This window comes from Martinezella multihospitum, from assembly GCF_900094585.1.
Lineage (GTDB): Bacteria > Pseudomonadota > Alphaproteobacteria > Rhizobiales > Rhizobiaceae > Rhizobium > Rhizobium multihospitium.
The window spans coordinates 238,090-256,275 of record NZ_FMAG01000005.1 but is presented as its reverse complement, the minus strand read 5'-3'; the positions used below and the strand labels follow the sequence as shown (position 1 = coordinate 256,275).

General features: G+C 61.5%; 23 protein-coding genes. 13 read left to right on the top strand and 10 right to left on the bottom strand.

Translation table 11 applies throughout. From position 1 onward, the window contains the following. The first annotated feature begins 34 nt into the window (after window positions 1-34). Window positions 35-505: a dUTP diphosphatase gene (dut, locus tag GA0061103_RS21800; protein WP_092714879.1), complete on the top strand. Its 471-nt coding sequence runs from the start codon at window positions 35-37 to the stop codon at window positions 503-505. Next, on the top strand, window positions 505-1,398 hold the full coding sequence (locus tag GA0061103_RS21795; protein WP_092714878.1) for a GNAT family N-acetyltransferase: 894 nt from the start codon (window positions 505-507) through the stop codon (window positions 1,396-1,398). The genes dut and GA0061103_RS21795 overlap by 1 nt, the downstream gene beginning before the upstream one ends. Here GA0061103_RS21795 and GA0061103_RS21790 read toward each other — a convergent pair. Next, window positions 1,395-1,859, bottom strand: coding sequence for an Lrp/AsnC family transcriptional regulator (locus GA0061103_RS21790; protein ID WP_092714876.1), 465 nt, complete (start codon window positions 1,857-1,859; stop codon window positions 1,395-1,397). The genes GA0061103_RS21795 and GA0061103_RS21790 overlap by 4 nt on opposite strands. A gap of 108 nt (window positions 1,860-1,967) precedes the next feature. Here GA0061103_RS21790 and GA0061103_RS21785 point away from each other — a divergent pair, with 108 nt between their 5' ends. Beyond that, on the top strand, window positions 1,968-2,882 hold the full coding sequence (locus GA0061103_RS21785) for a DMT family transporter (protein ID WP_092714874.1): 915 nt from the start codon (window positions 1,968-1,970) through the stop codon (window positions 2,880-2,882). Continuing rightward, a complete protein-coding gene (locus tag GA0061103_RS21780; RefSeq protein ID WP_092714872.1) occupies window positions 2,879-3,181 on the top strand; it encodes an NIPSNAP family protein in 303 nt (100 codons plus the stop codon). Before GA0061103_RS21785 ends, GA0061103_RS21780 begins: the two co-directional genes overlap by 4 nt. A gap of 60 nt (window positions 3,182-3,241) precedes the next feature. Here GA0061103_RS21780 and GA0061103_RS21775 read toward each other — a convergent pair whose 3' ends face one another. From GA0061103_RS21775 to GA0061103_RS21765, 3 genes are read right to left on the bottom strand one after another with little or no spacing between them, the layout of a single operon-like run. Next, entirely contained in the window at window positions 3,242-3,877 is a 636-nt protein-coding gene (locus GA0061103_RS21775; protein ID WP_092714870.1) for a hypothetical protein, read from the bottom strand. After that, on the bottom strand, window positions 3,877-4,509 hold the full coding sequence (locus tag GA0061103_RS21770) for a LysE family translocator (protein ID WP_092714868.1): 633 nt from the start codon (window positions 4,507-4,509) through the stop codon (window positions 3,877-3,879). The genes GA0061103_RS21775 and GA0061103_RS21770 overlap by 1 nt, the downstream gene beginning before the upstream one ends. Before the next feature lie 24 nt (window positions 4,510-4,533). Next, the gene (locus GA0061103_RS21765) at window positions 4,534-5,091 is read right to left on the bottom strand and encodes a cysteine hydrolase family protein (RefSeq protein WP_092715191.1); all 558 of its coding nucleotides are present in this window, start codon (window positions 5,089-5,091) and stop codon (window positions 4,534-4,536) included. Window positions 5,092-5,220: 129 nt separating this feature from the next. On the opposite strand from GA0061103_RS21765, the gene GA0061103_RS21760 reads away from it, so the two are divergent. After that, window positions 5,221-5,838 carry a LysE family translocator gene (locus GA0061103_RS21760; protein ID WP_092714866.1) on the top strand — a complete coding sequence of 206 codons (618 nt, stop codon included), beginning with the start codon at window positions 5,221-5,223 and terminating at the stop codon, window positions 5,836-5,838. A 136-nt stretch (window positions 5,839-5,974) separates the two neighbouring features. Continuing rightward, on the top strand, window positions 5,975-6,943 hold the full coding sequence (gene cysK, locus GA0061103_RS21755) for a cysteine synthase A (protein ID WP_092714864.1): 969 nt from the start codon (window positions 5,975-5,977) through the stop codon (window positions 6,941-6,943). Between the two features lie 99 nt (window positions 6,944-7,042). Here the strand turns inward: cysK and GA0061103_RS21750 are convergent, their stop codons facing one another. The 6 genes from GA0061103_RS21750 to rsmI all read right to left on the bottom strand — a co-directional run bounded on the left by GA0061103_RS21750 (window position 7,043) and on the right by rsmI (window position 12,892). Then, the gene (locus GA0061103_RS21750) at window positions 7,043-8,575 is read right to left on the bottom strand and encodes a YifB family Mg chelatase-like AAA ATPase (protein WP_092714862.1); all 1,533 of its coding nucleotides are present in this window, start codon (window positions 8,573-8,575) and stop codon (window positions 7,043-7,045) included. Between the two features lie 192 nt (window positions 8,576-8,767). After that, window positions 8,768-9,715, bottom strand: coding sequence for a glutathione synthase (gene gshB / locus GA0061103_RS21745; protein WP_092714860.1), 948 nt, complete (start codon window positions 9,713-9,715; stop codon window positions 8,768-8,770). A 92-nt stretch (window positions 9,716-9,807) separates the two neighbouring features. After that, window positions 9,808-10,311: a cupin domain-containing protein gene (locus GA0061103_RS21740; protein WP_092714858.1), complete on the bottom strand. Its 504-nt coding sequence runs from the start codon at window positions 10,309-10,311 to the stop codon at window positions 9,808-9,810. A gap of 201 nt (window positions 10,312-10,512) precedes the next feature. Next, the gene (locus tag GA0061103_RS21735) at window positions 10,513-11,508 is read right to left on the bottom strand and encodes an endonuclease/exonuclease/phosphatase family protein (protein WP_092714856.1); all 996 of its coding nucleotides are present in this window, start codon (window positions 11,506-11,508) and stop codon (window positions 10,513-10,515) included. A gap of 102 nt (window positions 11,509-11,610) precedes the next feature. Beyond that, the gene (locus tag GA0061103_RS21730) at window positions 11,611-11,982 is read right to left on the bottom strand and encodes a YraN family protein (RefSeq protein WP_092715189.1); all 372 of its coding nucleotides are present in this window, start codon (window positions 11,980-11,982) and stop codon (window positions 11,611-11,613) included. Between the two features lies 1 nt (window position 11,983). Beyond that, window positions 11,984-12,892, bottom strand: a complete 909-nt coding sequence (gene rsmI, locus GA0061103_RS21725) for a 16S rRNA (cytidine(1402)-2'-O)-methyltransferase (protein WP_092714854.1) — start codon at window positions 12,890-12,892, stop codon at window positions 11,984-11,986. 252 nt (window positions 12,893-13,144) lie between these two features. Between rsmI and dnaN the strand changes: the two genes are divergently transcribed. The 7 genes from dnaN to GA0061103_RS35095 all read left to right on the top strand — a co-directional run bounded on the left by dnaN (window position 13,145) and on the right by GA0061103_RS35095 (window position 18,179). Then, window positions 13,145-14,263: a DNA polymerase III subunit beta gene (dnaN, locus tag GA0061103_RS21720; RefSeq protein WP_092714852.1), complete on the top strand. Its 1,119-nt coding sequence runs from the start codon at window positions 13,145-13,147 to the stop codon at window positions 14,261-14,263. 160 nt (window positions 14,264-14,423) lie between these two features. After that, window positions 14,424-15,017 carry a phospholipid N-methyltransferase PmtA gene (gene pmtA / locus GA0061103_RS21715; RefSeq protein ID WP_092714850.1) on the top strand — a complete coding sequence of 198 codons (594 nt, stop codon included), beginning with the start codon at window positions 14,424-14,426 and terminating at the stop codon, window positions 15,015-15,017. Window positions 15,018-15,036: 19 nt separating this feature from the next. Next, the gene (locus GA0061103_RS21710) at window positions 15,037-15,624 is read left to right on the top strand and encodes a histidine phosphatase family protein (RefSeq protein WP_092714849.1); all 588 of its coding nucleotides are present in this window, start codon (window positions 15,037-15,039) and stop codon (window positions 15,622-15,624) included. Window position 15,625: 1 nt separating this feature from the next. After that, complete coding sequence (gene pyrF, locus GA0061103_RS21705) at window positions 15,626-16,318, top strand: orotidine-5'-phosphate decarboxylase (RefSeq protein WP_092714847.1); 693 nt, start codon at window positions 15,626-15,628, stop codon at window positions 16,316-16,318. Between the two features lie 27 nt (window positions 16,319-16,345). Continuing rightward, the gene (locus tag GA0061103_RS21700) at window positions 16,346-16,633 is read left to right on the top strand and encodes a DUF1330 domain-containing protein (protein ID WP_015338538.1); all 288 of its coding nucleotides are present in this window, start codon (window positions 16,346-16,348) and stop codon (window positions 16,631-16,633) included. 112 nt (window positions 16,634-16,745) lie between these two features. Then, window positions 16,746-17,726, top strand: coding sequence for a complex I NDUFA9 subunit family protein (locus GA0061103_RS21695; RefSeq protein WP_092714845.1), 981 nt, complete (start codon window positions 16,746-16,748; stop codon window positions 17,724-17,726). A gap of 288 nt (window positions 17,727-18,014) precedes the next feature. After that, complete coding sequence (locus tag GA0061103_RS35095) at window positions 18,015-18,179, top strand: hypothetical protein (RefSeq protein ID WP_047628464.1); 165 nt, start codon at window positions 18,015-18,017, stop codon at window positions 18,177-18,179. The last annotated feature ends 7 nt before the right edge of the window (window positions 18,180-18,186 follow it).

Genomic DNA, 18,186 nt, shown 5'->3' with positions numbered 1-18,186 from the left:
TTGACTCCGGCTTTCGAACGCAAACTATTGCCGCATGACCATTCACACCGACATCACTCCGACGCTGAACCTCATTCGCCTGCCGCATGGCGAGGGCCTGGAGCTGCCCGCCTACGAGACCAAGGGCGCGGCCGGTATGGACCTGCGCGCCGCCGTTGATGACGGTGCGACGCTGATCATCGCACCGTGGACTCGGGTTCTCGTTCCAACGGGCTTTGTTTTCGAAGTTCCCGAAGGCTTCGAGGCACAGATCCGCCCGCGTTCCGGGCTTGCCTTCAAGCATGGCATCACCTGCCTGAACTCGCCCGGCACCGTCGACAGCGACTATCGAGGCGAAGTGAAGGTACTGCTGGCCAACCTCAGCGAGGAGCCGTTCGAGATCACCCGTGGCATGCGCATCGCGCAGATGGTCATCGCGCCGGTCATGCAGGTGCGTATCGCCGAGATTGCGGAGATCAGCGAAACCACGCGCGGCGCAGGCGGTTTCGGCTCGACCGGCGTGTGATGTCGGATATTGCCCAGACGCATGGCCTGACCCTGCGGCAGGACTATTTCGGCGATCCTGTTGCGTGGAAGGGTCTTGTCGACCTGCTGGAGGATACGTTCTCCATCGACGTCGGCATTCAGGACCGATTTGGCGGCCCTGATCCAAGCAGCACACCGTTTGGCTACTTCGATGGCGACGGCCGTTGCGTCGCCAATTTCACCGCCTTCTCCATGCCGCTGATCATCAACGGCAAGCCGGTCAAAGCCGCAGGATATCAATCCGGCGCGGTGCTGCCGGAATGGCGTGGGCGCGGGCTCTATCGCGACCTCATACAGCGTGCCTTTGCCCGAACCGAGGCCGAAGGCTACGAGTTCGATCTCCTGCTCACCGACAAGCCGGCGCTATACGAGCGTTACGGCTTTCGTATCCTGCCGCAGCACCTCTTCGTCGCGAAGATGCCGAAGCTACAGCAATCCGGCTTAACTGCCCGGCAGCTTTCTCTCGAGTCACCGGACGATCTGCGACAGATCAAAAGCTTGCTGCAAAACCGGCAGCCGGTCTCCGCCCAGTTTGCCGTTGCCAGGCAGATGGAGATGTTCCTGCTGAATGCCTCCTTCAATTCCGCGATCCGCCTGACGGCGCTCGGGGATGAAGCGGTCATTGCATGGACGTTCGACGGCGCGACGTTCTGGCTTCTCGATGTGGCAGGGACGGTCATTCCCTCGCTGGCGACCATCGTCTCCGCGCTTGATATCGAACCCGATCGTATCGAGATATGCTTTTCTCCGGACCGACTGGATTGCCAGACATCGCTGCAGCCTTATGAGGGCCACACGATGCTGATGGCGCGCGGCAAAGCGGCGGATGATATTCTCGGGCCGCTCATGCTCTCGCCTATGGCGGAATTTTAACGGGAAAGCGGCGGCAAGCGACGCTTGACCGGTGTTGCCTTGATCATCGATGTGTTCGTCTCCGCCCTCTCGGTGATCTTATCCAATATCCCATCAAGTTCGCCCATCGAACGCACCACCAATCGACCGATAAAGCAATCGTCACCGGTGACCTTGTCGCATTCTATGAACTCCGGCGTCTCCTGAATGATGTGCTCGACGACATGCAACTGGCCAGGCAAGGGCCGGATGCGGACGATCGCCTGCAGGGGATAGCCGATCGCCTCCGGCGCGATATCCACGGTGAAGGCCGAGATGATGCCACGTTCCTCCAGTCGGCGTAACCGCTCCGCTGCACTCGGAGATGACAAGCCGGCCGCTTCCGCCAGCTCCTTCAGCGAGATACGGGCATTGCGCGCCAGTGCCTCCAGCATCCGCTGGTCGATCTCATCGAGACCCAGGCTCGCGTTAGGAACACTCATAATTCAACCTCATTTATTTAGGTCAACCGACGTCTTCACCTTACTAAATCTATATCGCCAGCTCTGATGCCGCAATATGATTGGCTTAGATAGACGGGAGCCAAGGCAATGAACGAGATTAAACGCGGCACGGTGGAAATGACGGCGGCGATGCTGATTTCAGGCACGATCGGCTGGTTCGTGCTGATGTCCGGGCAGGCCGTGACCGGCGTCGTCTTCTGGCGCTGCCTCTTCGGCGCGTTGACGTTGCTTGTGGTCTGCGCGGCCATGGGCCTGCTGCGTCCAGGCATCCTCACCCTGAAGACATTTTCCATCGCCGTCGCTGGCGGGATTGCCATTGTGCTCAACTGGCTGCTGCTTTTCGCGGCCTATTCCCACGCCTCCATTTCCATCGCCACGACAGTCTACAACACGCAGCCTTTCATGCTGCTGGGGCTCGGTGCGCTGTTCCTCGGCGAGCGGATCACCTTCACCAAGCTTTTCTGGCTCGGCCTCGCCTTTGCCGGCATGATTATCATCGTCGAAGGCAAGCCTGCAGAAGCGGTAGGGGCGGGAAGCTACGCGATCGGCATCTTGCTTTCTTTGGGTGCGGCCTTCTTCTATGCGCTGGCGGCAATCGCCGCCAAATGGCTGAAGGGCACGCCGCCGCACCTGATTGCGCTCATCCAGGTGTCGACCGGGATCCTGATGCTGGTGCCCTTCACCAATTTCTCGGCCACTCCGCACGATGTCGGCGGCTGGTCGATCCTCGTCACCATGGGCATCGTGCATACCGGCCTGATGTATGTGCTGCTCTACGGTGCCATCCAGAAGCTGCCGACGCACCTAACCGGGGCGCTGTCCTTCGTCTATCCGATCGCCGCCATCGTGGTCGATCGCTTCGCTTTCGGCCACGTGCTTGGTGCCGCACAAATCATCGGCGCGATCATCATTCTCGCGGCTGCGGCCAGCATGAATCTGGGCTGGACGATCCCCCTGCCCCGGAATAGAAACGATCATCTTTCCAAGGGGACCGCCGAATGATCACCTGCTACCTGCGCTACGTCATCGACCCTTACAAGCTTGCCCAGTTCGAACACTACGCCAAGCTCTGGATCCCGCTGGTCAACCGGATGGGCGGCACGCATCACGGCTATTTCATGCCGCATGAAGGCGCCAGCAACATCGCCTTGGCGCTCTTCAGCTTTCCAAGCCTTACCGCCTACGAGGAATATCGGCTGAAAATACCCGAAGACGCGGAGTGCCAGGCAGCTCTTGCCTATGGCGAGGAAACGCGCTGCATCATCAGCTATGAGCGCAGCTTCATGCGGCCAGTGTTCTAACATCCTTACGCAATTCCGAACGGAAAACCGCTGCACACTTTCCCTGGAATTGCTTTGAATTTACTTAGCCGGCTGCGGGCAAGCCTGCGGCTGGCCATCAAGCCCCTCGGCCATCTTCTCGAAGGTCGCGCCCGATCCAGCCTTAACGCCGCCGATGCGCAGCACATAGAGGCTGTCGAAATCCTTGCCATGCCATTTCGGCACCGCTTTTTCATCGCCGCCATTCTCGCTCATCAGCTCGCGGGCGAGATCGACGATCTGTTTATGCTCCCAGGCGACGAAGATCAGCTTGCCGGCATAGGCAGGCTTCTTCAGCTCGGCTTTCAGATCATCGATATCCTCGTAACCGAAGCTGGTGTCGACCGGCAGCCCGAGTGCGATGGCTGTGGGTTCGATGGTCGCGAGCGGCCGGATGTAATCATAGGAAGCGCCGGAATCTTTCTTTCGCTTCGACGGATCCGGCGCGAAGATCGCCGCCGGTCTGCCGAAGAGCTTGGTCAGCACCGGAGGTAGCGCCAGCGACCGGTTGAGCCCCTGGCAGCTCAGCTGGCCGAGACCCGCTTCCGGCTTTTCGCCATGGCGCATGAAGACGATCGTCTGCGTTTCCGTCTCTGCTGCCGAAGCCAGCGGCGAGACGCTTGCGAACGAGGCGAGCGTCAGAAGACTGGCGGTGACGGTTCGCGACACACTTTTCATCAGCGCTGCGCTTCGAAAGCCATTCGTACGGCGAGCCCAGCCAGCACCGTGCCCATCAACCAACGCTGCACCAATGCGAAGGACGGGCGGCGGGTGAGAAACATCGCGATCCAGCCGGCGCTCAGCGCGAAGATGGCATTGAACGTCACGCTGATGATGATCTGCGAAAAGCCGAGAACGAGCGACTGGGTGAAGACGCTGCCGGCGGCGGGATCGATAAACTGCGGCAGCAGCGACAGATAAAGGATCGCCACTTTCGGATTGAGCAGGCTCGTCACCAGTCCCATCGTGAAGAGCCGGCGCGTGCTATCCTTCGGCAGCTCGCGCAGCTGAAAGGCAGAGCGGCCGCCGGGCTTCAACGCATTCCAGGCGAGCCACGCGAGATAGGCCGCACCCGCCAGCCGCAGCGCATCATAGGCGAAGGGCACGGCAAAGACGAAGGCGGTGATGCCGAGGGCGGCCGACAGCATGTAGAAGACGAAGCCGCAGGCGACACCGCCGAGCGAGATCAATCCGGCCGCTGGTCCCTGCGAGATCGAGCGCGACACGAGGTAGATCATGTTCGGCCCGGGCGTCAGCACCATGCCGAGAGCGATCAGGGCAAAGGTGATCATGCTGGTCAGATGCGGCATGGAGGCTCCGGCGAGGAAAGGGCTTCAGAAGGAGATTTCGGTGGATGCAACCAGCTTGATTTCATGCGGCCCGGCGTCGAAGCCGTCAAGCAGCATATTGTGATGGGTGACAATCTCTTCGAAGCTCAGCCGGCCCATATCTGCGGTCGTGTGACCGTCCGATATCAGCGAGACGTCGAAACCGAGCGAAACAGCGCGCCGCACGGTCGTGTCGACGCAGAACTGCGTCATGCAGCCGCCGACGATGAGATGGGTGACGCCACGGGCCTTGAGCCGCGCCTCCAGATCCGTCTCGAAGAAGGAATCGCAGCTCGCCTTGTGGACGACGACATCGCCGGCCTCGGGGGCGATGTCCCGGCGCAGCTGCCAGCCTTCGCTACGCTTTGCCAGGCGGTGCCCCGGTGTGCCATCATGCTGGACGATGAAGGCCGGAATGCCGGCCGCACGCGCCTTGTGCTTCAGCGCCGCCAGCCTGGCGACGACCACCTCCAGTGCGGCATCTATCGCCGGCTGACGCTCCGGTGTGCCGAGGCCTGTCAGGATGGAATTCTGAAGATCGATCAGAAGCAATGCAGAAGACATGAGATCCTTGGGCAAAGCAGTTTCGACGCGCCGTTAACGCCTTGGTAATATGTTCGCATCATCGGCGCAATTGCTTGAAAACGCAAAGGTGGTGCGCTAGAGCGAATACCATCTCAGGAGGAAGATCCCATGACGCTCGCGGCCCTGCTTGCCTATTGCGGCGCTCTCTTCATCGCCGCAGCGATCCCCGGCCCGGGCATTACGGCGATCGTTGCGCGCGCTCTCGGCTCGGGCTTTCGAGAGACCTTCTTCATGGGCCTCGGCCTCGTGCTCGGCGACACGATCTACCTGACGGCCGTCATCCTCGGGCTTGCCTTCGTAGCGCAGACCTTCACCGAGGTCTTCATCGTCATCAAGATCGCCGGTGCGCTCTATCTCGGCCATATCGCCTGGAAGCTCTGGACGGCGGGTCTGCTCCCCGCCGATATCGCCGCGAAGAAATCGAACAGCGCCGGCATGTCCTTCCTCTCCGGCCTGCTTGTCACGCTCGGCAACCCCAAGACCATGCTTTTCTATGTCGCGCTGGTGCCGACCCTGATCGATATCGGCAGCATCGGCCTGCGCGAATATGCGACGCTGGTTGCGGCGACCTTCGTCGTCCTTCTGATCGTTCTCGTGCCCTATATGCTATTGGCGTCACGGGCGCGCACCTTTCTCAAGAAGCCGAGGGCGCTGCAGATCCTGAATCGGGTCGCCGCTAGCATCCTCGCCGCCACCGCCGCCTTCATCGCCGCGCGCGCCGCCTGAAAAAAACATCCTTAAAGAAGGCAATTGGGAGATTCTTTTCTCACTCGCTTCGTGCAGGGAACGGGTGCGCACTCTGGTTTCCGCGGGCGTTTGATCCTATTGTCATTGCATAATTCCAATATAGGGAGAGCTACCCATGTCCGACACCCGCAAACCCGGCCGCGGCCGCGTCTATGCTTCGATCACCGAGACCATCGGCGATACGCCGATCGTCCGTCTCGACAAGCTGGCGAAGGAGAAGGGCGTCAAGGCCAACCTCTTGGCAAAGCTCGAATTCTTCAATCCGATCGCCTCCGTGAAGGACCGTATCGGCGTCGCCATGATCGAGAGCCTGGAGGCCCAGGGCAAGATCGCTCCCGGCCGGTCTGTGCTGATCGAGCCGACCTCCGGCAATACGGGCATCGCGCTCGCCTTTGCCGCTGCCGCCAAGGGCTATCGGCTGATCCTCACCATGCCGGAGACCATGTCGATCGAGCGCCGCAAGATGCTGGCGCTGCTCGGTGCCGAGCTGGTGCTGACCGAGGGACCGAAGGGCATGAAGGGCGCGATCGCCAAGGCTGAAGAGCTGGCCGCGTCGCTGCCGGATGCGATCATTCCGCAGCAGTTCGAAAATCCCGCCAACCCGGAAATCCATCGCAAGACGACGGCCGAGGAAATCTGGAACGACACTGAGGGCAAGGTCGATATCTTCGTATCCGGCATCGGCACCGGCGGCACGATCACCGGTGTCGGCCAGGTGCTGAAGGCGCGCAAGCCCGACATCAAGGTTATCGCCGTCGAGCCGACGGATTCGCCTGTTCTCTCAGGCGGCAATCCCGGCCCGCACAAGATCCAGGGCATCGGCGCCGGCTTCGCGCCAAAGGTTCTCGACACCCACGTCTATGACGAGGTGGTGACCGTCAGCAATGACGAGGCGTTCCAGCAGGCGCGGCTTGTCGCCAAGCTCGAAGGCGTGCCGGTCGGTATTTCCTCTGGTGCCGCCCTGACGGCAGCCATCAAGATCGGCCAGCGTCCCGAAAACGAAGGCAAGACTATCGTCGTCATCATCCCCTCCTTTGCCGAACGGTATCTCTCGACGGCGCTGTTCGAAGGGCTGGGCGGCTGAGACAGCCTGCCATTAGCTTGACCCGAGAAGGGGTGCTTCGGCACCCCTTTTCATTTAGGCGGGTTGGAGACGATCGGGCGCGACCAAAGTCTCGAATTTTCAGGCGTGCGCGGCCAGCCGCTCTCCGGCGATACGATAGGAGATGGCTTCGGCAAGGTGGATGCGCCCGACGGTCGGTTTATCGTCGAGATCGGCAAGGGTGCGCGCGACCTTGAGAATGCGATGATAGCCGCGGGCGGAGAATTTCATCTTCTCGGCCGCGTCACGCAGCAATTGCAGACCGGCGGCATCCGGTTCGGCGATGGTTTCGATCATCGCGGTCGAGCAGCGGGCGTTGGTGCTGACATCCTTCATTCCGGCCCTGTCGAAACGCTCACGTTGCCGTTCGCGGGCACGGGCGACGCGGAGCGCGACATCGGCACTGCTTTCCGAGGCTGTCGGCCGGATGAGATCCGCGGCAGAGACCGCAGGCACGTCGATGCGAATGTCGATACGATCGAGCAGCGGGCCGGAAATGCGGCCCTGATAATCCGAGGCGCAGCGCGGTCCGCGGGCGCAGCTATGCCCTGGTTCGCCGGCCATACCGCAACGGCACGGGTTCATCGCCGCCACCAATTGGATACCGGCCGGATAGGCGACGCGATGGTTTGCTCTCGCAATGACACATTCGCCGGTTTCCAGCGGCTGGCGCAGCGCATCGAGCGCCTGCGGCGAAAATTCCGGCAGCTCGTCGAGGAAAAGAATGCCGTGATGGGCGAGCGACACTTCGCCGGGTCTGGCGCGGAGGCCGCCGCCGACGAGCGCCGCCATGGTGGCCGAGTGATGTGGCGCGCGATAGGGACGCCGATCGGAGAGCTTGCCGCCGGAAAGCTGGCCGGCGATCGAATGGATCATCGAGACCTCAAGCAACTCGTTGGTCGACAAAGGCGGCAGGATCGACGGCAGGCGCGAGGCGAGCATGGACTTGCCGGAGCCGGGAGGCCCGACGAACAACAGATTATGGCCGCCGGCGGCCGCCACCTCCAGCGCACGCTTGGCGCTTTCCTGCCCCTTAATGTCGGCGAGATCGGGCAGATTGGCGGCGCTCGCGCGGACTGACGGCTCCGGTCGCGATAGGACCTGCGTGCCGCGGAAATGATTGGCGAGCGCGATCAGGCTGCGCGGCGCCAGAATATCGATCTCCTTGCCGGCCCAGGCGGCCTCCGGCCCGCTTTCGGCCGGGCAGATCAGCCCCTTGCCCATGGCATTGGCGGCAATCGCTGCGGGAAGCGCGCCGGCAACGGGCGCGATCGTGCCATCGAGATTAAGTTCACCGATGACGGTATAGGACGACAGGGCATCAGCGGGGATTGCACCGAGCGCCGCCATCAGGCCGAGCGCGATTGCAAGATCGAAGTGACTACCCTCCTTGGGCAGATCGGCCGGCGCGAGATTGACCGTGACCTTCTTCGGCGGCAACGCAAGGCCCGAGGCGTGCAGCGCCGCCTGAACCCGCTCCCGGCTCTCGGCGACAGCCTTGTCGGGCAGGCCGACGATATGCATCAGCACCTTACCCGGTGCAATCATCACTTGCACTTCGACCGGTACGCCTTCGATCCCCTGAAACGCCACCGTACTGACGCGCGCTACCATCCCCTATCCCCTGTCACCGAACCCGTTTGCCGTTACGTGCCCCGATCAGCAAACTTCGGGTTGCAATCTGGCATAAGACAAGGAATGAAACAAGAACAATAAACGAACAAAACTTCACCCAGACATGTCGAAGTCATCGACATGTCTGGGTGAATATGATCGTTCAGCTGAAAGCGTGACGGGAACTGCCGATCAGGCCCGCTTGGATTCGATCGCATCCCAGAGCAGGCTGGCGATATCGGCGCCGCCGAAGCGCCTGACCTCGCGGATGCCGGTCGGCGAGGTCACGTTGATCTCGGTCATATAGTCGCCGATGACATCGATGCCGACGAGCAGGAAGCCGCGGGCCTTGAGCGCCGGGCCGATGCGGGCGCAGATTTCCTTCTCGCGCGCCGTCAGCTCCGTGGCTTCGGCACGGCCGCCGACATGCATGTTGGAGCGGGCATCATGCTCGGCCGGCACGCGGTTGATCGCGCCGACGGGCTCGCCGTCGACCAGGATGATGCGCTTGTCGCCCTTGCGCACATCAGGCAGATATTGCTGGGCAATGAAGGGCTCGCGGAAGAGCTGGCCGAACATTTCGAGCAGAGACGAGAGATTGCGATCATCGCGCGTCGAATGGAACACGCCCGCGCCGCCATTGCCGTAAAGCGGCTTCAGGATGATATCGCCCATCTCCTCACGGAAACGACGGATTTCACCGGCATCACGCGTAATCAGCGTCTTCGGCATGAGATCGGCAAATTCGGTGACGAAAATCTTTTCCGGCGAATTGCGCACCCAGGCCGGATCATTGACGACGAGCGTCTTCGGGTGGATGCGCTCGAGCAGATGCGTCGAGGTGATATAGGCCATGTCGAAGGGCGGGTCCTGGCGCAGCAGCACGACGTCCATGGTCGAAAGGTCGACGCGCTCGGGCTCGCCGAGCTCGAAATGATCGCCCTTGACGTCGCGCAGGATCATCGGCTCGACTGACGCATAGACCTTGCCGTCGCGCATGCTCAGCCGTTCCGGCGTATAGTGGAAGAGCTTGTAGCCCCGGTTCTGCGCCTCGAGGCTCATGGCGAAAGTCGAGTCGCCCGCGATGTTGATGCTCCGGACATGGTCCATCTGGACCGCAACGTTCTTGATACCAGCCATAGTCAGCCCTCGCTCGGATTTGCGGACAGATGTAGGTCGGCCCGCCTGCAAACGCAACGGCTATTCAAGGACTTCCGTCAAGGTGGTCCCGCTTAGGCAGCAAGGCCCTGCGTGCTGCCCTGCCGGACGAAGTTGCGCAGGCGGTAAGCCATCGTCAACGGCTTCGGGAACGGCTTGCGCAAAAAGGCGACCTTGCGCAGATAGCGGTCGATGCGCCATGTCGCCCAGGTGCCGCCGGCGAAATAGGCGACATCACCGGCATGCAGCGTGCGCTCGACACCGTCTTCCGTGGTGATATGCACCTCGCCTTCGAGGATCATCACTGTTTCATCCCAGCCGAAATACCAGCGGAACTCGCCGGCCGTGCAATCCCACAGCGCGGTCACCGCGGCATCGTCCTGCCCGCGCGAATGCTCGGCAATGCGGGCAACGGGATCGCCCGACAATATCCAGGAGCGTTCGATCGGCGACGGCTTCATTTCCATGTCGCCACTGGCGCCTGCCACAAAGCTTTTCGACTGCGGCATCGCGACAACGACCGGTACGGCACGCGCGGCAAAAGCCGCCATGCTCGCCAACATCAGTTTCAAGACCATGCAATCCCCCAAATTCCATGCGCGTCTGCGTTGTCATCGCATGGAAGGGGTAACGGCGCAGTTCATGAAACTGAGCGCATTTTAACGATTGCAGCGATTAAAGCGCATCGCGATCTTTCAGATTCGCTTTTCGCGCTTTAAGTCTTTGATTTCGTGCACGTCGTTGTCGCAAAGCCGCCGCAAACTTTTGCGCGACATGCACTAGGCAGAAAAACCTTCGATTGTGCAGACGATCATGTCGTGATCGGACAGCGGCTTGCCCTCTCCATTGAGGGAGGAAACAAGGTGGCTTACGCCGATCTTCAGGCCGCGGGTGATGAACCAGTCGAGCTTCATGGTGCGATCGGGAAAGCGCGTGATCAGGCTCGGGCGGGTGCTGGTCTGGTCGAGCGGGCCGCCGTGGCATTCGAAGCCGCGGCTCTCGGCCATGGCAAACAGCGTATCGGTCGAGAAATCGCCGCCGGTGTGGTTGCCGGTGTTGAGATCGCCGCCGATCAGGATCGGAAGGCCCGGCGCAAAGGCTTCGACGGCATCGATCAAAGCCGTCAACTGGCGCTCGCGATAGGCAGCGGTCGCCACACTTTCGAGGTGAACGGAAACGGCGACCATGGGACCAGCCTGCGTCTCGACGATAGCGCCGATGGCACAACGATCGCCGATGCGCGGCTGCTCATTGCTGTCATTGAACCAGACGGCTTCGCCCGGCAGGCGGATCATGAAGGCGTCCTTCAAGGCAACGGCAGCCATCAGAGCATTGCCGTGAAAACCGTTTTCGTTGAAGTCGTCCCTGCAATAGGAGCGCTCGATCTCCGAGCCGAGGCTGAGTTCGAGGAACTCGACGCCATAGGCGTAGTTCATGCCGAGTTCGCCAGCGATGATGTCCGTCGGGTCGCGCTGTTCGGTGCGGGCCATGCCGTAATCCATCTCCGACAAAAGGACCAGCGGCGCGCCGGTTTCCCGCAGCTTGGCGGCACTTTCCTCGGCGAACAGGCAGCGCTCGAGATTCCAGGCGGCGACCGTGAAGGGGAAGGACAGGGTTTCGGCCGTGGCGTTCGCGCCACCGATGCGCACCGCATTCAGGCAGGCGAGCGACACAAGTTTTTCGGCATGAATGGCCGGGGTCTTTTCGAGAGAGACAAAACTTTCGCGCTCTTCCTGCGAGGGAACGGCAAAGGCTGAAACGGTGTTGCGGATCATAATGGGGCCTGTCGAAACGAAATGGGGAGCGCCGATAGGATAATCACCGGCGCTGGTCGCCCGGCAATAGGCTGATTTTGTGACGGCGCTGTAACGCCGTGCTCAAAACGCATCCGGAAAATGCTGCGGCCAGCGGCCGGGCAGCATGGCGACGATATCATAGCGTTGCGACAGGCGGGCAAAATCCGGCTGTCTGGCAAGCCAGAGATCGCTGGCGGCGCGGATGCGTCTTTGCGACGAGAAGGAAACGGCATCGATCGCCTCCTGCGCATCCCGTCGCGATTTGACTTCGACGAAGACGGCGAGATCGCCCTTGCGGGCGACGATATCGATTTCACCAAGCTTGGTGCGATGGCGGATCGCCAGGATGCGATAGCCCTTGAGCATCAGGAAGACGGCAGCGAAATACTCAGCCGCATGGCCGCGACGCCAGGCTTTTCGCCGCTTCAGCTTGTCGCCTGCCTCAGGCTTCATATCAGCCATGGCGCTCCTTGATGTCGAGCAGGCGCTGGTAGAGCTCCTTGCGCGGCAGGCCGGTCAGGCGCGCAGCTTCGGTTGCCGCCTTGGCGGTCGGCATCGTTCCCGAGAGATCGGCGAGAATGGCGTCGACATCGGCCTCCGCCGCAACACTTTCCGCCGGCGGGCCGACGAGCCAGACGATTTCGCCCTTCACATTATCGACCGCATCATAGAATGCAGCAAGTTCGGATAACGTGCCGCGGCGGAATTCCTCGAAGGTCTTCGTCAGTTCACGGCAGACGGCGCCGACGCGCTCGCCGCCGAGCACATCAGCGGCGGCAGCAAGGGTGGCGGCAATGCGATGCGGCGATTCAAAGAAGATGAGTGTGGCGGGCACGGCTGCCAGCTCGGCCAGGCGGTCGCGCCGGCCCTTGTCCTTGGCGGGCAGGAAACCGGCGAAGAAGAAGGCGTCGTTGGGCAGGCCAGAGCCGACGAGCGCCGCAAGCGGCGCCGAAGCGCCGGGAATGGGAACGACCTTATACCCCGCCTCGATTGCCTGCACCGCCAGCCGATAGCCGGGGTCGGAGACGAGCGGCGTGCCGGCATCGGAGACCAGCGCCACCGACCGCCCGGCTTCCAAAGCCTGCAGCAGCCGGGGACCTGCCTCATCGGCATTGTGCTCGTGATAGGCGTAGGGCTTGTTCTGGATGCCGTAACGATCGAGCAGGACGCGGGTCACGCGCGTGTCCTCGCAGGCCAGCACATCGGCGCCGGCCAACGTCTCGAGCGCCCGCAGCGTGATATCACCGAGATTGCCGATCGGTGTCGCGACGAGATAGAGCGCCGGTTCGAGAGGGCGGGCCGGAATCTGGGTGTTGTGCAGGCGGAAACTGCGCGTCCCGCCGCCTGATTGGTCTTCGCTCATGCCTGTCCTGAATTCGCTTCGTATTCACAGCCTTTATGGGCGAGGCCGCTACAGACGGCAAGAGCGGTGCAATTCCTGTGGAGCATTGCCGCCGAAATGGCGAATTGGCGCTGGGCAAATCGTCTATGCCTCTTGCATTCGGATGGAGAAGTCTGCCAAGTTGCCTGTCCAATCTTTCGGGCCTCGTCCGAAAACATGTCGCTCGGGCGCCTCGGGCCGCCCGGCAAGTCACGGTCGAAAGCGGTAGCATCCATGCGTATAACAATTGAGCGGTCGAACCTCCTGAAGTCGCTGAACCACGTGCATCGCGTGGTCGAGCGTCGCAACACGATCCCGATCCTGTCCAACGTTCTGCTGAAGGCCGATGGTACGAGCCTCGACATGAAGGCAACCGACCTCGACCTCGAAATCACCGAGGCGACGCCCGCCAACGTCGAACAGGCGGGTGCGACCACGGTTCCAGCACATCTGCTCTACGACATCGTGCGCAAGCTGTCCGACGGATCGGAAGTGCTGCTCGCCACCAACACCGACGGCAGCTCGATGACCGTCGCTTCGGGCCGCTCGAAATTCTCGCTGCAGTGCCTGCCGGAATCGGATTTTCCGGATCTGACCGCCGGCAGCTTCAGCCATTCTTTCAAGCTGAAGGCGGCCGATCTGAAGATGCTGATCGACCGCACGCAGTTTGCGATCTCCACCGAGGAGACGCGCTACTACCTCAACGGCATCTTCTTCCACACGATCGAAAGCGGCGGCGACCTGAAGCTCAGGGCTGTCGCCACGGACGGCCATCGCCTTGCCCGCGCCGATGTCAGTGCGCCCTCGGGCTCCGAAGGCATGCCTGGCATCATCATCCCGCGCAAGACGGTCGGCGAACTGCAGAAGTTGGTCGATGCGCCAGACACGATGGTCACCGTCGAAGTCTCCGACGCCAAGATCCGCTTGACAATCGGCTCGATCGTCATGACGTCGAAGTTGATCGACGGCACCTTCCCGGACTATCAGCGCGTCATTCCAGCCAACAACGACAAGGAAATGCGGGTCGATTGCCAGACCTTCGCCCAGGCCGTCGACCGCGTATCGACGATCTCTTCGGAGCGTGGCCGCGCCGTGAAACTGGCTCTATCCGATGGCCAGCTACTGCTGACCGTCAACAATCCGGATTCGGGAAGCGCGACCGAAGAAGTTGCCGTCGGTTACGAGATGGACCCGATGGAAATCGGCTTCAACGCCAAGTACCTCCTCGACATCACCGCGCAGCTTTCGGGCGATTCCGCCGTGTTCCTGCTGGCCGATGCCGGCTCGCCGACGCTCATTCGCGACACGGCCGGCGACGATGCGCTTTATGTGCTGATGCCGATGCGCGTGTAGCGAAACCAAAGCGCCCTTCATGCGTTTATATAACGCAAGGGCGCTTTTATTTGGTCCTTTGTCGATTGCGACATTTTCTCTTGTTATTGCGCCATTCCGTTGCAAGATCCTAGAGAAGCAATATGTAAGTCGCGACGGTAACATTTGATGGGGGGAGAGCATGGCGCTGCGTCTCAAGGAACGGTTAGGCAAGAAGTTCGACGAGGAGATCCGCTTCTTCAAGGGCATGATGCAAGGGCCGAAGACGGTGGGGTCGATCGTTCCTACTTCGTCGATCACAGCCCGCAAGATGGCTGGTGTCATCAACACGCAATCCGGCCTGCCCGTGCTGGAGCTTGGGCCGGGAACCGGCGCCATCACCAAGGCGATCCTTGCACGCGGCGTCGAGCCGCAAAACCTCGTCGCAATCGAATATTCCACCGACTTCTACAATCATCTCGTCCGCCGTTATCCGGGCGTCAACTTCATCAATGGCGATGCCTTCGATCTCGATACGACGCTTGGCGTGCTGCGAGGACAGACCTTCGATTCCGTCGTCTCAGGCATTCCTCTCCTCAATTTCCCGATGAAGGCGCGCGTCGCGTTGCTGGAAAGCCTGCTGGACCGCATGCCGCCCGGCCGGCCGGTGGTGCAGATTTCCTACGGGCCGGTCTCGCCGATCATCGCCAAGCCGGATCGCTATCATATCCGCCACTACGACTTCATCGTCCGCAATATTCCGCCGGCCCAACTCTGGGTCTATAGCCGCGGCTGAGACAATCGCTGAGAGATCCATGTACGCTCTTTATATTACGCACCCGCAGGTGCGCATCGACCCGAATGTGCCGGTGCCGCAATGGGGCTTGTCCGAACTAGGCGCCGAGCGGGCGCGACTGGCGGCGAGCCGCCCCTGGGCCGGCAAGCTTGGCCTCATTGTCTCCAGCGGCGAGCGCAAGGCGATCGAAACGGCCGAGGCTTTGGCGACGGCAGGCAATGCGTCGATCGAGATCATCGAAGCTACGCATGAAAACGACCGCAGCGCTACGGGCTTCCTGGCGCCGCCGGAGTTCGAGAAAGCGGCGGACTGGTTCTTCGCCAACCCGCATGAAAGCTTCAAGGGCTGGGAGCGTGCGATCGACGCGCAGACTAGGATCGTTTCCAATGTCGAGGCCGTTCTTGCGCGGCACGATCCGAAAGTGCCGATTGCTTTCGTCGGCCATGGCGGCGTCGGCACGCTGCTGAAATGCCATTTGCAGGGAAAGCCGATCGCGCGGCAGGGCGATCAACCGCCGGGTGGCGGCAATCTTTTCTGTTTCGATCTTGCGAAGCGCGCCGTCTCATGCGACTGGACACCCATGGAAGATTGGATGGGATGGGCTTGATATGACCGCACGCGACCGCTTGATCGTTGGACTGGATGTTCCAAACCTTCAGGAGGCCGAGAAAGTGGTCGGCGCCCTCGGCGACGATATCCTCTATTACAAAATCGGCTACCAGCTCGCCTTTGCCGGCGGGCTGGAATTCGCCCGCGATCTCGCCGCCAGCGGCAAGAAGATCTTCCTCGACATGAAGCTGCTCGACATCGACAACACGGTGGCCTCCGGCGTCGAGAACATCGTCAAGATGGGCATGTCGATGCTGACGCTGCACGCCTATCCGAAAGCAATGAAGGCAGCCGTCGAGGCGGCCAAGGGCTCGGACCTCTGCCTGCTCGGCGTCACCGTGCTGACCTCGATGGACGAAGGGGATCTCATCGCCGCCGGTTATGAATATGATCCGCATACGCTGGTGCTGCGCCGGGCCGAACAGGCGCATCTCGCCGGCATGGGCGGCATCGTCTGCTCAGCGGAAGAGGCCGCCGCCGTCCGCAAGATCATCGGCCCGGATATGGCGCTGGTGACCCCCGGCATCCGTCCGGCCGGCAGCGACAAGGGCGACCAGAAGCGCGTGATGACGCCGGCCGACGCCATCAAGGCCGGCTCCAGCCATCTCGTCGTCGCCCGGCCGATCGTCAAAGCGGCCGATCCGAAGGAGGCCGCCCGCGCCATCCTCGCCGAGATAGACGCCGCGCTCTAAACTACGACAACAATCAGGGAGGTAGATATGGCAAAGGGATATTGGATCGCGCGCGTGGATGTCCGCGACCCCGAGCGCTACAAGGATTATGTCGCCGCCGCGAAGCCTGCCTTCGAGAAATACGGCGCGAATTTCCTTGCGCGCGGCGGAGCGTTTACCCCGCTTGAGGGACAGGCACGCGGCCGCAATGTCGTCATCGAATTTCCGTCGCTGCAGCATGCGGTCGATTGCTACAACTCGCCGGAATACCAGATCGCGGCCAAAATCCGCCAGCAGGTGGCGGACGCTGAAATGGTCGTCGTCGAAGGGGTTTAAACCCTTTGAAAAGCCGGCGCTGCAATGCAGCGCGATAGCCCTTCACCTCGGCGCGCGGATGGGCTAAGACGAAACCAGATCAGCCCAATCAAAGCCTTTCGAGGAGCCTGCCATGACCCTGTCCAACCTCCCGCCGCTCGTGACCGTGTTCGGAGGATCGGGCTTCATCGGGCGGCATGTCGTGCGTGCGCTTGCCAAGCGCGGCTATCGCATCCGTGTCGCCGTTCGCCGTCCCGATCTTGCCGGTTTCCTGCAGCCGCTCGGCAATCTCGGCCAGATTTCGATCGTTCAGGCCAATGTGCGCTACCGCAACTCCATCGACCGCGCCGTCGAAGGCGCACAGCATGTCGTCAACTGCGTCGGCATTCTCGCCGAAAGCGGCCGCAATACCTTCGATGCGGTACAGGAATTCGGCGCCAAGGCCATCGCAGAAGCCGCGCGTGGCGTCGGCGCTTCGCTGACGCATCTTTCCGCACTCAGCGCCGATGCCAAGTCGCCTTCGGCCTATGCCCGCACCAAGGCGCGCGCCGAAGCGGCCATCCTGTCGATCAAGCCGGACGCAGTTATCCTGCGTCCCTCGATCGTCTTCGGGCCGGAAGACGAGTTCTTCAACAAGTTTGCCGACATGTCGCGCACCGCGCCCTTCCTGCCGTTGATCGGCGGCGGCAAGACGAAGTTCCAGCCTGTCTACGTCGAGGATATCGCCGAGACGGTCGCCCGCAGCGTCGACGGCAAACTGAAAGCCGGCACGACCTATGAGCTCGGCGGCCCGGAAGTGCTGTCCTTCCGCGAATGTCTGGAGACGACGCTCTCCGTCATCAACCGCAAGAAGGCGCTCGTCTCCATCCCCTTCGGCTTGGCGTCGCTGATCGGCTCCGTCGCGTCGCTGGTGCCGCTCATCAAGCCGCCGATCACGGCCGATCAGGTAACGCTGCTCAAGAGCGATAATGTCGTTTCCAAGCAGGCGGAAGCGGAAGGGCGCACCTTGAAGGGCATCGGCCTATTGCCGACGCTGCTCGTCTCCGTGCTGCCGTCTTATCTGGTGCGCTACCGTCCGCAGGGTCAGTTCACAGGCTCCGGCAAAGCCGCCTGACGATTCGGCTGTTCCACGAAATTCATGCGCCGCCCGGTTTCTCCGAGCGGCGTTTTTTATTGCCCTACGAAGACAGAATCGTACTTTAAGGCGCTGGCAAAGCCCCGCCATTCACAGCTTGGCGTTGCTCAAAAGACGCACTCCGGAAATAGTAGCATTAACGTCAAATTTAATATGAACATTTATTGCTATTGCTCATCTCACTGACTAACACAGCCGCGCGTCTCAGGCTTGGACAACAAACCGGTCCGTGGCGCGCTTCACACTTCTGCGGAAAGGCATTCTTCGATGGGCAAGTCTATCGCGCTTCTGTTTGCGTGCGCGGCACTGGTGATTCTCGCAGGCTCCTTCGTGGCTCGCGGCAGCATCGCCTCTATCAAGGGCGAATGTGCGCCGACCTACGGCGTCGATCCCTGCACGACGGGTTCCATCGACGCGTCTTCCCCGAACTGATCGGGCA

Bases quoted from the DNA above. Each gene is read 5' to 3' on its own strand.
- pmtA (WP_092714850.1), top strand. From the start codon at position 14,424: ATGGCGCTGCGTCTCAAGGAACGGTTAGGCAAGAAGTTCGACGAGGAG.
- GA0061103_RS21780 (WP_092714872.1), top strand. From the start codon at position 2,879: ATGATCACCTGCTACCTGCGCTACGTCATCGACCCTTACAAGCTTGCC.
- GA0061103_RS21790 (WP_092714876.1), bottom strand. From the start codon at position 1,859: ATGAGTGTTCCTAACGCGAGCCTGGGTCTCGATGAGATCGACCAGCGG.
- GA0061103_RS21750 (WP_092714862.1), bottom strand. From the start codon at position 8,575: ATGGTAGCGCGCGTCAGTACGGTGGCGTTTCAGGGGATCGAAGGCGTA.
- cysK (WP_092714864.1), top strand. From the start codon at position 5,975: ATGTCCGACACCCGCAAACCCGGCCGCGGCCGCGTCTATGCTTCGATC.
- GA0061103_RS21760 (WP_092714866.1), top strand. From the start codon at position 5,221: ATGACGCTCGCGGCCCTGCTTGCCTATTGCGGCGCTCTCTTCATCGCC.
- rsmI (WP_092714854.1), bottom strand. From the start codon at position 12,892: ATGAGCGAAGACCAATCAGGCGGCGGGACGCGCAGTTTCCGCCTGCAC.
- dnaN (WP_092714852.1), top strand. From the start codon at position 13,145: ATGCGTATAACAATTGAGCGGTCGAACCTCCTGAAGTCGCTGAACCAC.
- GA0061103_RS21735 (WP_092714856.1), bottom strand. From the start codon at position 11,508: ATGATCCGCAACACCGTTTCAGCCTTTGCCGTTCCCTCGCAGGAAGAG.
- GA0061103_RS21765 (WP_092715191.1), bottom strand. From the start codon at position 5,091: ATGTCTTCTGCATTGCTTCTGATCGATCTTCAGAATTCCATCCTGACA.
- GA0061103_RS21785 (WP_092714874.1), top strand. From the start codon at position 1,968: ATGAACGAGATTAAACGCGGCACGGTGGAAATGACGGCGGCGATGCTG.
- GA0061103_RS21770 (WP_092714868.1), bottom strand. From the start codon at position 4,509: ATGCCGCATCTGACCAGCATGATCACCTTTGCCCTGATCGCTCTCGGC.
- GA0061103_RS21740 (WP_092714858.1), bottom strand. From the start codon at position 10,311: ATGGTCTTGAAACTGATGTTGGCGAGCATGGCGGCTTTTGCCGCGCGT.
- GA0061103_RS21775 (WP_092714870.1), bottom strand. From the start codon at position 3,877: ATGAAAAGTGTGTCGCGAACCGTCACCGCCAGTCTTCTGACGCTCGCC.
- GA0061103_RS21795 (WP_092714878.1), top strand. From the start codon at position 505: ATGTCGGATATTGCCCAGACGCATGGCCTGACCCTGCGGCAGGACTAT.
- pyrF (WP_092714847.1), top strand. From the start codon at position 15,626: ATGACCGCACGCGACCGCTTGATCGTTGGACTGGATGTTCCAAACCTT.
- GA0061103_RS21700 (WP_015338538.1), top strand. From the start codon at position 16,346: ATGGCAAAGGGATATTGGATCGCGCGCGTGGATGTCCGCGACCCCGAG.
- GA0061103_RS21695 (WP_092714845.1), top strand. From the start codon at position 16,746: ATGACCCTGTCCAACCTCCCGCCGCTCGTGACCGTGTTCGGAGGATCG.
- GA0061103_RS35095 (WP_047628464.1), top strand. From the start codon at position 18,015: ATGGGCAAGTCTATCGCGCTTCTGTTTGCGTGCGCGGCACTGGTGATT.
- GA0061103_RS21730 (WP_092715189.1), bottom strand. From the start codon at position 11,982: ATGAAGCCTGAGGCAGGCGACAAGCTGAAGCGGCGAAAAGCCTGGCGT.
- gshB (WP_092714860.1), bottom strand. From the start codon at position 9,715: ATGGCTGGTATCAAGAACGTTGCGGTCCAGATGGACCATGTCCGGAGC.
- GA0061103_RS21710 (WP_092714849.1), top strand. From the start codon at position 15,037: ATGTACGCTCTTTATATTACGCACCCGCAGGTGCGCATCGACCCGAAT.
- dut (WP_092714879.1), top strand. From the start codon at position 35: ATGACCATTCACACCGACATCACTCCGACGCTGAACCTCATTCGCCTG.